Source organism: Undibacterium sp. Ji49W, from assembly GCF_049340205.1.
Lineage (GTDB): Bacteria > Pseudomonadota > Gammaproteobacteria > Burkholderiales > Burkholderiaceae_D > Undibacterium.
Map to the genome: position 1 here is coordinate 12,163 of NZ_JBMPOW010000016.1, position 14,047 is coordinate 26,209.

A 14,047-nucleotide genomic window follows, 5' to 3' on the forward strand; every position below is an offset into this window, starting at 1 on the left:
TGACATCAGTTAATCAATACAAGCAAAGCCACTGTCTGGAAAGCCAGTGGCTTTTTTGTTTGTCGGCACGCTGCTTTCGGCGGATAATCACGGCTCCCCGCCGCTTTTTTGTGATGCCTGTGCCACTTTCCCTTGCCGACCAGTTAGAAAACGCATTGCCGCAAACCCAGTGCACAAAATGCGGCTATCCAGCCTGCCGCCCTTATGCAGAAGCCATTGCCGACGGCAGCGCCAATTACAATCAATGCCCTCCTGGCGGACAGGAAGGTATACAACGTCTGGCTCACATCCTGGGCAAACCACTGATTGCACTCGACAGCAGCCATGGCCATGAGCGCGAACGCCCGGTCGCAGTGATAGAAGAAGCCTACTGCATAGGCTGTACACTGTGCATACAGGCCTGCCCGGTAGATGCCATCATCGGTGCACCCAAGCAAATGCACACCGTTATCACCGCGCTGTGCACTGGTTGCGACCTGTGCGTGGCCCCATGCCCGGTTGACTGCATCAGCATGCTGCCAGTCACATCAGGGCAAACCGGCTGGAATGCCTGGAGCGCCGATCAGGCCAGCCAGGCACGCCAGCAATTTCATCTCCGGCAGCAACGCTTATTGCGAGAGAAACAGGAAAATGATGAGCGTCTGTCAGCCAAGGCCGCCGCCAAACTGATCGCACTCGAAGCCGAACCGGCACTCAGCCCGGAAGAAATCACCAGCAAGGAGCGCAAGAAAGCGATTATCGCTGCTGCGATTGAAAGAGCACGCCTGAAAAAATTGCAAACCCAGCCCGAGGACAATAAAGAATGAATGCGGCCAAACGTCACGCCATTTTCACCCGCCTGCAACAACAGAATCCGCATCCAACCACTGAGCTGGAATACACGACACCATTTGAACTGCTGATCGCCGTCTTGCTGTCGGCACAGGCAACCGATGTCTCGGTCAACAAGGCCACCCGGCTGCTGTACCCGGTCGCCAATACCCCCGCCAAAATTCATGCGCTGGGCGTGGATGGCCTGATTCCCTATATACAAACGATAGGTCTGTTCCGCACCAAGGCCAGGAACGTGATCGAGACTTGCCGCATACTGATGACTGAGCATGGCAGCGAAGTCCCACGCGAACGTGAAGCACTCGAAGCCCTGCCCGGCGTGGGCAGAAAGACCGCCAATGTGGTCATGAATACCGCTTTCGGCGAGCCTACCATTGCTGTCGACACGCATATCTTCCGCGTGTCCAACCGCACCGGCATTGCACCCGGCAAGAATGTCGATATCGTCGAAGAAAAATTAATGAAGTTTGTGCCGGCAGAATTCAGGCAGGATGCACATCACTGGCTGATTTTGCATGGTCGCTATACCTGCATCGCCAGAAAACCAAAATGCTGGAATTGCATGATTGCCGATTTATGCGAATTCAAGCAAAAGACACCACTGCCTGAAACCGTATGAAATCACCTGAAACACAGGCCAGGTAAGTACATCAAAGAGCGTCAAAGAGTATCAAATAAGGGCATCAAAACAAAGAGCCTGCATCAACAACCATGCAGGCTCACTTCAATACAAGCCTTCCGGCAAGATCATCAGACGATCTTGCAAGCCTCATCAAAACTCAAACGTGGTGAACGCGGAAATAATTGCTGCGCATCGCCATAACCCAGATTGCAAATGAAGTTGACCTTGACGCTGGTACCCGCAAAAAAAGCGGCATTGAGCTTGTCTGCATCAAAACCCGACATCGGGCCACAATCCAGACCCACTGCGCGCGCTGCCAGCATAAAGTAAGCACCCTGCAAGGACGAGTTACGGAAAGCCGTTGCATCGATTGCAGCCTGGTTACCGGCGAACCAGGAACGGGCATCAGCGTGTGGGAACAACTGTGGCAGTTTTTCAAAAAATTCCATATCCATGCCTATGATGGCAGTCACTGGCGCAGTTTTGGTTTTTTCAAAATTACCCTGAGAAACACAAGCCAGCAATTTTTGCTTTTCAGCGTCAGACCTGACGAACACGATACGTGCAGGCGAACAATTGGCAGAGGTAGAACCCCACTTCATCAAATCATATACTTCCTGCAATTGCGCATCTGTTACCGGCTTGTCAAGCCAGGCATTATGTGTACGAGCAGTAGTAAACAATGTGTCGAGCGCTTCTTTGGATAACATGGGCTATTCCTTTCAAATAATCAAAGGATAATAACCGAAGTCGGTGAAAGCTTCAGGGCAACAAAATAAAATACCTTTTACAATAGCGGCACTTACTATTTTGGACCCGTTCATGTTCACCCCCAGCCAGCACGATGTACGCCGTTTTTTTTGTGAAACCTTCCGCAAAAGCCGTGAAAGCCTGGTGCTGACACCGCTGGAAATGATAGCTGCCGACTGGATCAGCCAACACCCGGAATATGCAGAAGCCCTGAGCGATGTCGAAGCCGCCCTGGAAACCGATTACAGCGTTGACCAGGGACAGACCAATCCCTTCCTGCATCTGTCCATGCACCTGTCGATTGCCGAACAGATTTCTGTGGATCAGCCACCCGGTGTCAGACAGGCATTCCAGATTCTGGCAAGGAGAAACAATTCCGAACACGAAGCCCATCATGAAATCATGGAATGCCTGGGTGAAATGATATGGAATTCACAAAGGACAGGCTTGCCACCAGATGGGCAAGCGTATATCGACGCGTTGAAAAAACGCTGTAGTTAAGTATCCCGCCAAGAAGGAAAACAAGCATGCAGGCTCAGGCAAAAACCGGAAGCCAATAAAAAAAGCGAAGCATCAGCTTCGCTTTTTTCATGTCCAGACAGCAGAATTACTTCAACTGATCATTCAGCAATTGCAGGATTTTTTCTGCAACAGGAGAGGTATCAACCTTGCCATCATTGCCATGTACCGATACGTGGCTGACTTCACCATTCGGCGCATTCTTCACAAGAATACGGTATTTCTGTGCATTCTTGGCTGCATCGCTGGAAGAACCAAACGAGAACAGTTTAGAGAAGAAGCCATCGCTGGCGCCCTTGGTTTTGGCATCAATGTCCTGGTCAATATAACGGACAAAATACAGACCTTGCGAGCGATCCCTGTCTTCCACTGTAAAGCCGATGCGATCCAGTGCCAGGCCAACCCTGCGCCAGGCGCGATCAAAGGCTTCATCCACTTCTACATAGGTAGAGCCATCTGCCTTCAGCAATTTGGCATGTGCGACGGCTGGCGTGCCTGGTGCTGCTGCCGCTACCGCGACTTTGGCTTTTTCACCATCGGAACCCAGACGTACCATCAAACGCGACAGGAATTCAGCTTCCAGACCCGGATCAACCGGGCGTGGCGTCCATACCGTACTGTCTTTTTGGGTACCAACCAACACCTCTTGCGCACCACGATGGCTGATGTAGATTTCTACTTCGCCATTCGCACCACGTTCAATACGGGTACGGAATTTATCACGTTCACCTGTCGAATACAGCGAATCCAATACCTTGCCCAGGGTGTTACGGATAATATCCTGAGGGATTTTTGCGCGATTTTCAGCCCAGTCGGTTTCCATCACACCGGCTTCCTGATTTTCCACATTGATGAGGAAACCCAGCTCTTGCCAGAAATCCTTCAATTGTGGCCACAGGGCTTCAGGTGTGTCTTTGACCACCAGCCAGCGCGTTGTACCATTGCGCTCTATGCGCATGTTTTGCACCTGCTTGACAGCAATTGCGCCACTACCTGTACCGACAGCGGCCTTGTTGCCTTTTTCCAGGTTGTAGCTGGATGCTGTTGCACTACTCTTGTTGGCTTCAGGGATAGAGAAACGGTTATCACGACGAATCTGGGTCAAATCTGGCGGCACCTCCAGGGATGCAGCCGTTGCCTTACTGGCACTTCTGTAATCAATGCGATTCGGTTCAAGGATGTTGCTGATTGAACTACAGCCAGTCAAACCTACCAACGCGACAGCGCCGATGATCCCGTTTTTAGCAACAAAGCTTTTTGCCATGTGAAAGTCCCTACGAATTATTATCAATTAAAACTGCATGAAGCAAACTGACAGGATTCCTGCCTGTTCAGGGGAGATCATTGTAATACACCTGACTCGCGCAAAGCAGCACGAACGGTTTCATGATATTGCGCAGCCATGGGAACCAGCGGCAAACGGATCCCGGTTGGGATCAATCCCATTTCAATCATCGCCCATTTCACTGGAAGAGGATTAGGTTCTACAAACAATTTATTATGCAGGGGCAACATGCGGTTATTGATCGCAATCGCCTCCTTGATGTTACCGCCCATGGCAGCGACGCACAGCTCATGCATGGCACGTGGTGCAACATTGGCAGTCACCGAAATATTACCCTTGCCACCGCACAGCATCAACGCCATCGCAGTCGCATCATCGCCAGAGAATACAGCAAAAGATTCAGGAGCCAGACGGATCAGGTCTGTGCCTCTGGCGATATTGCCGGTCGCATCCTTGACACCGATAATGCCAGGAACCTGGGCCAGACGCAGTATGGTTTCATTCGACATGTCGGCAACGGTTCTGCCAGGCACGTTGTACAGAATCACGGGAATATCGACCGATTCAGCAATTTTCTTGAAATGCTGATACATGCCTTCCTGGGTAGGACGATTGTAGTAAGGCACAACCTGCAAGGATGCATCCGCACCGGCCTGCTTGGCAAATTTGGTCAGGGCAATGGCTTCTTCAGTCGAATTGCCGCCGGAGCCGGCGATGATGGGAATACGCTTGTTCGTATGTTCAACCGCCACACGTATCAATTCGCAATGTTCCTCTACAGAAACCGTAGGCGATTCACCCGTTGTCCCGACAATGACAATGCCATCCGTACCTTCGGCGATATGCCAGTCTATCAATTTGCGCAAACAAGGCAAATCGAGACTGCCATCTGCATGCATGGGGGTTACGATCGCAACCAGACTTCCCTGAATCTTTGTCATGTTAATGCAAGAAAAAAGTAAAACCCTGATTGTAGCGGATACGCTGATAATCTGGGCGCAAATAGCTGGAATAAGCCTTTAAACTTGTAGGAGAATGTTTCAAAGTCTGTCCAAACCCCTGGTTTTTCCAGTTTTTCTGGCACAAATACGCTGGATCATTGCCGGTTTTGGCTGTTCAACATAGCCTTCTTCATAGGCAATCACATGCATTGCCACCTGGGGATTAGACCGGATTTGCGCAAGAAGTTCGCCTTGCTGTAACAAAAAGGCAGGATTTGACGGCTTGCCAAACTGTTCGTTACCGGCAGCAAAGGTTTCATAGATCAATATGCCGCCCGGAGCAAGGCTGCCCAGCATGGCAGGAAACAGGGGCCTGTGCAGGTAATTACAGACCACAATAGCCTCAAAAGCGTTTTCTACAAATGGCCAGTTATCGTGTTCAGCGTCCGCTTCCAGATCATGCAGCATGGTGCGGGCACCAGCAGCCTCAAGCATGACGAAACTTTGGCCATCCCTGTCGAGCGCCAGTACCTCATAGTTTTTTTCGAGCAAGTACAAGCTATTTCTGCCGCCGCCGCAAGCCAGGTCTAGCACCAGCCCGGCAGGCAACAAGCCGATATGTATTTGCAACCAGGCAGAAGCTTGATTCATGATGCGATCCCGGCCTGATTAGCCCAGCAACAGAAGGAATGGGGTAATCAATACCTGCAAGATCATATTGCCCGCTACCATCAGGGGCAACATCCAGTATTGCAGCAAATGCAGCAAGGCCAGACCCATCACGATGAAGAAGCAATATGGTTCCACTTTGGCGAACTTATATGCCATCTGATGCGGCAGCAGGCTCAGCAAAATCTGCCCACCAGCCAGTGGCGGAATAGGGATCAGGTGGAAAGCAAACATCGCCAGATTGGTCAGTACACCTGCCTGTGCCATTTGCAAAAAGAAAGCTTCTTCCACTTGCATGGTCCGCAAAATCACCGACAACAACAACCATGCAAAACCCATGACAAAGTTGGCCGCAGGGCCAGACAGAGCGATCCATTTCAGGTTTTTCTTGGGGTCCCGCAATTGCCCGTAATTGATGGGCATGGGCTTGGCATAACCGAACAGGAAGGCGCCGCCGGTCGCCAGATACAGCACCACAGGAATAACAATGGTGCCCAGCGGGTCAATATGTACGATGGGATTGAAGCTCAGACGGCCTTGCGCCTGTGCCGTGGTATCGCCAAAGTGACGCGCCGTATATCCACGCGCTGCCTCATACAGGGTAATGGCAAAAACCACCGGCAAGGCGTAAATCAATACGGTTTGTATAAGTTCATTCATGAATAAGCTCTAAGATGGCACTGGCAAACAAAAAAAAGGGAAAAGCAGGACATTACAGACCAAACAGGGCCACATCTCCCCTGCCCTGGCGCACCAGTTCGGGAGAATCCGCCGTCATATCGATCACTGTGGTTGGCACCAGACTACAGGCACCACCATCTATCACCAGATCAATCAACTTCTCCAGGCGCTCGCGTATCAATTCAGGATCGGTCAAGGGTTCTGCTTCATCCGGCAAAATCAGGGTCGTACCCAGCAGAGGCTGTTTTAATTCTTCCAGCAATGCATGAGTAATACTATTTTCCGGCACCCGCAAACCTATGGTCTTGCGTGAAGGATGACTAAGGCGACGCGGCACCTCCCTGGTCGCCTCTAGAATAAAAGTATACGGTCCTGGCGTAGCGGCTTTCAGCAGGCGGTACTGGCGATTATCAACTTTGGCATATTGCGCAATCTCGGAAAGATCACGGCACAGCAGGGTCAGATGATGTTTTTCATCGACATTGCGAATCTTGCGCAGCCGCATTACCGCGTCCTTGTCATCCAGGTGGCACACCAGCGCATAGCAGGAATCCGTAGGCAGGGCCACGATGCCGCCATTGTCGATAATCTGCGCTGCCTGCTTGATCAGCCTCAGTTGGGGATTGTCCGGATGAATTTGAAAAAATTGGCTCATAAAAATAAGAAAGGCGGTAGCTGTGCTACCGCCACTAACAGTCGTTCAATCAATCAGCGCATGTTCTGTAATGCAGCAATACGCTCTTCCATTGGCGGATGCGTGGAAAACAAAGCACCCCAGCCCGGTTTATCACTGATGCCAGACGCCGCCATTGACTTCGGCAACTCACCAGGCGCCATGCCACCCAGCCTGGCCAATGCATGTATCATAGGCTGGCGATTACCCAGCAACTGGGCTGAACCCGCATCTGCACGAAATTCGCGCTGACGCGAAAACCATGCAACAATCATCGATGCCACGATACCGAACAAGATTTCACACACAAAGACGGTGATCATATAGCCGATGCCAGGGCGGTCATTATCGCCATTGCGAAATACCGCCTTGTCGATTGCATAGCCTACCACCCTGGCCAGGAACACCACAAAGGTATTCACGACACCCTGTATCAGCGTCATGGTCACCATATCACCATTGGCAATATGCGCAACCTCATGACCCAGAACGGCTTCGACTTCTTCCTTGGTCATACCTTCCAGCAAACCGGTAGAAACCGCAACCAGGGCAGAATTCTTGAAGGCACCTGTGGCAAAGGCATTCGGCTCGCCATTGTATACCGCAACTTCCGGCATACCGATACCAGCCCGCTCAGACAAGGCTTTGACCGTATTCACCAGCCATAGTTCGGTTGAATTTGATGGTGTATCTATTACCCGTGCACCCGTTGACCATTTTGCCATGGGTTTACTGATCAGCAAGGAAAAAATGGCGCCTGTGAACCCAACCACCAGGGAAAACACCATCAGCGTGCCCAGTTGCAGACCGTTCGCCGTTAAAAACCGGTTAACGCCCAGCAGGGACAACACAATAGACATGACGGCCATCACGGCCAGATTAGTCAGTAAAAACAGTACGATACGCTTCATGACTCACCTCACTCAGGAAACTACATAATTCATGTCCTGCAAATAAGGCCAATCCGGGGAAATTCAAGTCATACCCATGTTTCCCAGACCGGTTTCGCCATGGATGGCAAGACAGGCAGGCATCCAATATCAATTTCCGCATCTTGCGGGGAATGAAAATCCGACCCGCGCGACGATAAAAACCCGTATTGCGCAGCAATTTTGGTGTATTCATCGTACTGGTCAACGGTATGACTGCCAGTTATCGTTTCTATTGCCAAGCCACCAAGATTTTTGAATTCTGTAAAGAAGGCATCAAATGCCAGCGGGGTCAGGTCATAACGGCCAGGATGGGCGACAACCGCCACGCCACCGGCATTGCGTATCCAGCCTACTGCATCACTCAGCGTGGCCCAGCGATGTGGCACGTACCCTGGCTTGCCTTCAGCCAGATAATGTTTAAATACATCCGACACAGTGGCACTGGCCCCTATTTCAACCAGGTAACGGGCAAAATGGGACCGGGAAATCAGGTCCGGGTTACCCACGTATTTCAGTGCGCCTTCATAGGCATTCAAAATGCCGGAACGGCTGGCCAGTTCTGCGGCCATATCACGCGCCCGGCTTTCACGGCCAGAACGGGTTTTTGCCAGACCATCCACCAGGCCCTGATTGGTTTCATCAATATTCAGGCCGACGATGTGTATGGTCTTGCCAGCCCAGGTAACGGAAATCTCGACGCCGGGAATGTAACGCATACCCAGATCAAGGGCAGCTGCACGCGCCTCCGGGATACCCCTGACTTCATCGTGATCTGTCAAGGCCCACAACTCCACTCCATTGGATTTGGCACGGGCAGCAAGTTGTGCAGGTGCCAGCACGCCGTCAGAAATGATGGAATGACTATGAAGATCGGCGTTGAGTTCTGAAGATAACATGGTGAGCAAAAAGAAAACAATACGGGCCAGCCAGCGAAATGGGCAACCAGGCAAGACTCCAGCCTGTGAAGCTATTGTACTCCCGCAATCGTGATCGTGCTGCACTGCACGATCACCTGCCCTTCCTGCTCGTTTCTTTACAGCTTCATCTCTACACGCAAGGTCCAGGTGGTGTAGGTTTTAGATGTATTGTAATCGATACGATTCACGGTCTCTGAATTGACGATGCTGCCACTCTGGTAATCATTTGCCCGCAAATTATTGGCAGACAGACGCATTTGCAGGTTAGGATTAAATTTCCACAAGCCATACAAATCTAACTGGCGCTTGATACCTGTGGTGGTAATCTGGCTATTGCTGTTTTGTATATCGTAGGCTGGCGTCCAGTTAATACTGCCACCGACAGTCAGCGGAATGCCCGTTGGGCGATAATCCAGACCAAAATTTGCAGTCTGCTTTGGTTGCTGATCAAGGCGATTATTTGGCCCCACAATACCGTCCACACTGGACCAGAAACGACTATAGTTGCTGCGCACGTCAAGAGCCGGGCCATCAGGGAAAAATTCCTGCAACTGGAATTTCGCTTCTAGCTCTATGCCTTTGGTATTTGCGTGGCCGATATTTACAGGAGAAGACACCCATTTCTTGGTTAAACCATCGGGTTGCAGCACTTCCTCAGTCTTTCTGCGTATCAGATTATTGATATCACGAACAAAGAAATTGGCACTGATGATGCCAGCACGCGTCAGATAATGCTCAAAGGCGAGATCAATGCCTTTGGATAATTCCGGCTTCAAGAATGGATTACCTGTACGGTCAGGGCGATAGTAGCTGTTCTGGTTGGAAGTGCTCGGCAAAGCAATCAAATCGTTCAACGCGGGTGCTCGATAGCTTTGAGTCAGACTGGCCCTGATCTGATCTTTGCCGGCACCGGGAATACGCCAAACACCGTGCAGCAACGGGCTCCAGACACTGCTGGTATTGTCGATTGCCCGTCCGGCTGAAGTGCTGCTAATCTTAATCCCCTCCCAACGCAAACCTGCATATGCGGAGAACTGTGGACTTATATCAAATTCATCCTGCGCAAACACTGCCAGACGGCGGGTACTGGCATCCAAATTATCACCAGATTCAGCAAACTGTGCCTTTCCATTGTCCAGCGAAATGCGGGTCTGGCTACGCTTGCCTGCCTCCATATCCCAACCGGCCGCCAAAGTATGCCCTTCACCATAAGGCATGGTGAATTTACCTCCGGTATTGAGACTACTGTCCTTGGTATTATTGACATCGCTGATCAGGTCAAGCTGCTTGCCGTCCTTATCAAACTGATAGCGCAAGGAATTGCTATCCATCTTGCCCAGACCACCGCCAAATTTGATATTCAGCTTGGCATTGCCTTCAAACTTATGCTGCCAGTTACCAAAGCCGCGCAAGAATGTTGTTTCTGCATGTGCGGATGAAGTTGCCAACGCAAAATCCCCGTTTGTGGCCGTGCGCTTCGTACCTGATGGATCGGCTGGGTCGACTGTATAGTGATCGATCAAATTAACATTACTTTGCGTACTGGAATCACTACGCGAATTCATCAGAAATGGCTGCACCATCAAGGTGTCGCCATTTTCAAACTTATAATTAAAACGCGGCGTCAAATGGATGCCTGTAGTTTTTCGGTTGGTTTGGTCATATTGATTCTGTATCAAAGTCTCCAAACCGTCTTTACTTTGCCCAACGGAATTGGTGTACGTACTACCATCGTCGTGCTGGCGATTCTGAAAAACGGAACCACTCAAGGCATACGATAAACTACCAATTTCGCCAGGCACAGTCAGCGACACATTGGGTGCCAACCTGCCCTGTTCGTAGCCCATCGATAATTTCAGATCGATATCTTTTTGCTTGTACTCTTCACGCAAAACAATATTGATGGTGCCAGCGATCGCCTGTGTACTGAATTCAGCAACGGCACCACGGATAATTTCTATACGCTCCACCTGATCCGGTGTCAGGCTATCCATGGAGAAACCACGCGGCGCCCTTTCGCCATTGATCAGTATCTGGGTATACCCATTACCCATGCCGCGCATACGGATATCACCGCCACGACCCGGGCGGCCACCGATGGTTACACCAGGCAATCTTTTCAATACTTCACCCAGGTTACTGTCGCCGTTGCGATCGAGTTCTTCGCGGCCAAAAATCATCTTGGCGGCAGTGGACTGACGGCGTTCTTCCAGGTCGGTACGACCACCACTGATGGTTACTTTTTGAACATTGTCCTTGCTGGCAGCATCTGTCTTTTTGACGGGCGCCTTATCTTTGGCGTTCGCGTTTGGATTTGTTTCTTCTGTATTCTTTTGTGGTTCTGGCGGCGTGGATTGCGAATAGGCAAAAGGCGCGATAGAGAAAACACCTGCAATCGCCAGCGTCAAACTACTTAATTTAAATTTAGGATACATAAGTTTCAAACATATAAAAATAAGCTACTGCCATGGCACAAGGAATTTTGCACTCTGGGCAGATTGTATTTTTATGCAAGGTCGAATGCCAGTAACGGCCACGCCTTTATTGTATTGAAATGAAACAGGTCAGCGATTCCAGTTACTTTGCGATACCTGGGGCAAGCGACCATGACGTAGTGCGTCTATCAGACGCATGACGCCAGAACCGCAAAACAGAGGAAATACGGGGCTACGTCCAAGTCGCCAAAGGCCAGAATACAAAGAGAATATAGCGACTGCAAATACGATCAAATATTTGATCGTATTGATTCAGACTTTGCGAAAACGCCACAAAGCCAGTGATCCAAACAAAAGCGCAAACACCAATTGCACGCCAATCGCGGGCAAGGCGGCATCCAGGCCCAAACCGCGCCAGGTCATGGCATCGAGGCCATCAACTGCCCAGCGAGTTGGTATGATCAGGGTCAGGCTTTGCAACCATTGCGGAAACAGGAAAGATGGCATCCAGGCACCACTTAACATCACCATGATCAGCGTCGCAAAGACTGAAATGCCACGCGCGGCTTCTGGCGTTTTGCCAAAGGCCGCGATCAGCAAACCAAAGCTGGCCGTCATCAAAGAAAACGAAATCGCAACGCCAATAAAGCCCGGCAAACTGCCAGCAATATGCACTTTGAACACCACAACTGCCACCGCAAAAATAAAACTGATGAGAAAAAAAGCAATCAATGCGCAAGACAATGCACGTGCGATCAGCAGCGTATTCAAGCCTACCGGGGCAGCCAGCAGGCGGCTCCACAAACCCAGACGCCTTGCCAGCAAAACCCCAATGCCCGCATCTATCGCCATGAACAAAATAAATTGCACGCTCATGCCGGCAAAAGAATGTGCATAGCCATTGTATTTGCTGGTGACGGCATCGCCTGCGATCATGGCTTCATCTTTGGTCGTAAAAGGCATGCTCAAGCCCCCTGCCGCCGCCCCATTCTCATTGGCAGCCTTGGGCTCATTGCCGGCAGAGTCGCCCTGGATTTGCTGATGTGATTGAAATTTTTTAAGGCTACCGAGAAAATCGCGTAGCTCTGCTCTTTCCGGATTTTGCTGGCTGCTTTTTTCCAGATCCTGCAAGCTTTGATCAACGAAACTTGTACCGCTTTTTCCTGCAAACATTTCTGCACTGACACTTTGCATAACTTGCTGTGTTAGCATGCCTTTGACCATGGCAAGCACGGCACTCTGCGAAGGGTCATAAAACACTGGCAGTTCCGGTTTGGCTTTGGCACCAAACAAGACACTACCGGCATGCTCACCAAATTTTTCTGGCAGCACGATGGCAACATTGATTTTGCCTTTGAGCACCATCGCCTTGGCCTCTTCCAGCGGCATTTCCTTGACTGACAGAGAGGCTTCGTCCTTGAGCCCTTTGGCTATCTTCTGACTGATGGGATGACTGTCCTGCACGACCAGTGCCACCTCTATCTTGGCAGCGTCTTTTGAGCCACTGCCGCCGCTAATGAAACCAAAGAAAGCGCCCAGCAGAATGGGCATCAGCAAATTCAGCATCAAGGCGCGGCGATCTGCCATAAACAGTATCAGATCTTTCCTGATCAGTGCGAGCAAGGCGGTCATATGCATTCCTTAGAAAATCGCTTGAAAATTGAAACCGGGACAGGCTATTCAGAAATCAGGGCACGCATCAATCACGCAGACTACGCCCAGTCAGAGTTAAAAATACGTCTTCCAGATTGGTTTTGGCTGTCGCAAAATGGGTGGTTTTATATGCGTGCCTGGCCAGCCAGTCCAGCAAACCCAGTGCCACATCATGTTCCACCAGAGTCACGTCTAGGCGCTTGCCCTGATCTGCCAACTGTACGCTATTCACACCATCCAGCACACTCAGTGCAGCCACATCGGCTTCGCTTATTTCCCTGACCAGATCCACGGACAGGGCCGCCTTGGCAGGCAGACGCCGGTACAGGTCTGCCGGGGTTTCATTGGCAATGACTTTGCCATGATCAATGATGACGATATGGTCGGCCAGTCTTTCGACTTCTTCCATGTAATGGCTGGTATAGATCAGGGTACGGCCCTGGCTTTTCAGCACTTCCAGACTGTCGAAAATGGCATTCCGGCTTTGCGGGTCAACACCAACCGTCGGCTCGTCAAGGATCAGCAGTTCTGGATCATGCAATAAGGCAGCGGCGATATTCAAACGCCGCTTCATACCACCAGAAAAAGTGGATGGCTTGTCAGCGGCGCGGTCAGCCAGATTGACCAGTTCCAGTACAGCATCACAGCGTTGCTGCAACTTGCTACCCGACATGCCATACAGGGCACCAAAAAGTTTCAGGTTTTCTCTGGCAGGCAGATCGTCATACAGGGCCAGATCCTGTGGCACCAGGCCAATCTTGAATTTGACGGCATTCTTGCCCAAACCCATGGGCAGTCCATCGAGCTGCACACTGCCCTGCTCTGGCTGCAACAAACCACAGATCATGCTGACGGTGGTCGATTTACCCGCGCCGTTTGGTCCCAGCAGGCCCAGAGTCTGCCCGCGTGTAATAGAGAAGGAAATATCATCAACAACCTTGCGCGCACCAAAGGTCTTACTCAGGTTGCGCACATCCAGCAGAGGTGTGGTCATGGCAGACATCCTAGAAGTAGTGATAAGGGATGCTGGCAATGGTAATTCATTCAATGCTTTTTCGGCAAGCACGACGCAAAACTGTGGCTTACTGACACAATACTCTTAGGCATCTGTCGAAAATCAGACGTAAAAAAACCTGCCC

The 14,047-nt window shown here is 50.8% G+C and carries 14 protein-coding genes; 3 read left to right on the plus strand and 11 right to left on the minus strand.

What is annotated here, in order from left to right; genetic code table 11:
- Positions 1 to 86 precede the first annotated feature (86 nt).
- Both rsxB and nth read left to right on the plus strand, forming a co-directional pair.
- On the plus strand, positions 87 to 806 hold the full coding sequence (rsxB, locus tag ACO0LK_RS19025; RefSeq protein ID WP_422978038.1) for an electron transport complex subunit RsxB: 720 nt from the start codon (positions 87 to 89) through the stop codon (positions 804 to 806).
- On the plus strand, positions 803 to 1,450 hold the full coding sequence (gene nth / locus ACO0LK_RS19030) for an endonuclease III (RefSeq protein ID WP_422977794.1): 648 nt from the start codon (positions 803 to 805) through the stop codon (positions 1,448 to 1,450). The genes rsxB and nth overlap by 4 nt, the downstream gene beginning before the upstream one ends.
- 131 nt (positions 1,451 to 1,581) lie before the next feature.
- Here nth and ACO0LK_RS19035 read toward each other — a convergent pair whose 3' ends face one another.
- Positions 1,582 to 2,163: a malonic semialdehyde reductase gene (locus ACO0LK_RS19035; RefSeq protein WP_422977796.1), complete on the minus strand. Its 582-nt coding sequence runs from the start codon at positions 2,161 to 2,163 to the stop codon at positions 1,582 to 1,584.
- Between the two features lie 112 nt (positions 2,164 to 2,275).
- Here ACO0LK_RS19035 and ACO0LK_RS19040 point away from each other — a divergent pair, with 112 nt between their 5' ends.
- Positions 2,276 to 2,704, plus strand: coding sequence for a DUF1841 family protein (locus ACO0LK_RS19040; RefSeq protein WP_422977798.1), 429 nt, complete (start codon positions 2,276 to 2,278; stop codon positions 2,702 to 2,704).
- A 106-nt stretch (positions 2,705 to 2,810) separates the two neighbouring features.
- Here the strand turns inward: ACO0LK_RS19040 and bamC are convergent, their stop codons facing one another.
- From bamC to ACO0LK_RS19090, 10 genes are all read right to left on the minus strand, one after another.
- Positions 2,811 to 3,986 (minus strand): outer membrane protein assembly factor BamC, encoded by a 1,176-nt coding sequence (gene bamC / locus ACO0LK_RS19045; RefSeq protein WP_422977800.1) that lies wholly within the window; start codon positions 3,984 to 3,986, stop codon positions 2,811 to 2,813.
- A gap of 77 nt (positions 3,987 to 4,063) precedes the next feature.
- Entirely contained in the window at positions 4,064 to 4,948 is an 885-nt protein-coding gene (gene dapA / locus ACO0LK_RS19050; protein WP_422977802.1) for a 4-hydroxy-tetrahydrodipicolinate synthase, read from the minus strand.
- 99 nt (positions 4,949 to 5,047) lie between these two features.
- Positions 5,048 to 5,599, minus strand: a complete 552-nt coding sequence (locus ACO0LK_RS19055) for a methyltransferase domain-containing protein (RefSeq protein ID WP_422977803.1) — start codon at positions 5,597 to 5,599, stop codon at positions 5,048 to 5,050.
- An 18-nt stretch (positions 5,600 to 5,617) separates the two neighbouring features.
- Entirely contained in the window at positions 5,618 to 6,277 is a 660-nt protein-coding gene (locus ACO0LK_RS19060; protein WP_422977805.1) for a site-2 protease family protein, read from the minus strand.
- Positions 6,278 to 6,329: 52 nt separating this feature from the next.
- Positions 6,330 to 6,953: an L-threonylcarbamoyladenylate synthase gene (locus ACO0LK_RS19065; RefSeq protein WP_422977807.1), complete on the minus strand. Its 624-nt coding sequence runs from the start codon at positions 6,951 to 6,953 to the stop codon at positions 6,330 to 6,332.
- Positions 6,954 to 7,006: 53 nt separating this feature from the next.
- Entirely contained in the window at positions 7,007 to 7,882 is an 876-nt protein-coding gene (gene htpX, locus ACO0LK_RS19070; protein ID WP_422977809.1) for a protease HtpX, read from the minus strand.
- A gap of 68 nt (positions 7,883 to 7,950) precedes the next feature.
- Positions 7,951 to 8,799, minus strand: coding sequence for a 3',5'-nucleoside bisphosphate phosphatase (locus ACO0LK_RS19075; RefSeq protein ID WP_422977811.1), 849 nt, complete (start codon positions 8,797 to 8,799; stop codon positions 7,951 to 7,953).
- A gap of 137 nt (positions 8,800 to 8,936) precedes the next feature.
- Positions 8,937 to 11,255, minus strand: a complete 2,319-nt coding sequence (locus tag ACO0LK_RS19080; RefSeq protein WP_422977813.1) for a TonB-dependent receptor plug domain-containing protein — start codon at positions 11,253 to 11,255, stop codon at positions 8,937 to 8,939.
- A 312-nt stretch (positions 11,256 to 11,567) separates the two neighbouring features.
- Entirely contained in the window at positions 11,568 to 12,887 is a 1,320-nt protein-coding gene (locus ACO0LK_RS19085; protein WP_422977815.1) for an ABC transporter permease, read from the minus strand.
- 67 nt (positions 12,888 to 12,954) lie between these two features.
- Complete coding sequence (locus tag ACO0LK_RS19090) at positions 12,955 to 13,902, minus strand: ABC transporter ATP-binding protein (protein WP_422977817.1); 948 nt, start codon at positions 13,900 to 13,902, stop codon at positions 12,955 to 12,957.
- Between the last annotated feature and the right edge of the window lie 145 nt (positions 13,903 to 14,047).